1 tRNA gene is annotated in these 202 nt (G+C 42.6%); it reads left to right on the top strand.

The features are described from left to right. The first annotated feature begins 4 nt into the window (after positions 1–4). A tRNA-Arg gene (locus H4J41_RS00020) sits at positions 5–81 on the top strand. The last annotated feature ends 121 nt before the right edge of the window (positions 82–202 follow it).

Genomic DNA, 202 nt, shown 5'->3' with positions numbered 1-202 from the left:
TTGAGGACGCGTAGCTCAGCTGGATAGAGTACCTGGCTACGAACCAGGCGGTCGCAGGTTCGACTCCTGCCGCGTCCGCCACTTTTCTTTAAGTGGCTAAATAATAAAGACTAGCAAATATTAACGCTAGTTAAAAAATGAATATTGTACAAGTTTGTCATCTCCTAAGCATGAGATATAAAAAAACAGTTTATTGCGGACG

The organism is Colwellia sp. MB3u-45 (genome assembly GCF_014077005.1).
GTDB lineage: Bacteria > Pseudomonadota > Gammaproteobacteria > Enterobacterales > Alteromonadaceae > Cognaticolwellia.
The sequence above is the reverse complement of the archived record's forward strand: the minus strand, read 5'-3'. Positions and strand labels throughout refer to the sequence as shown.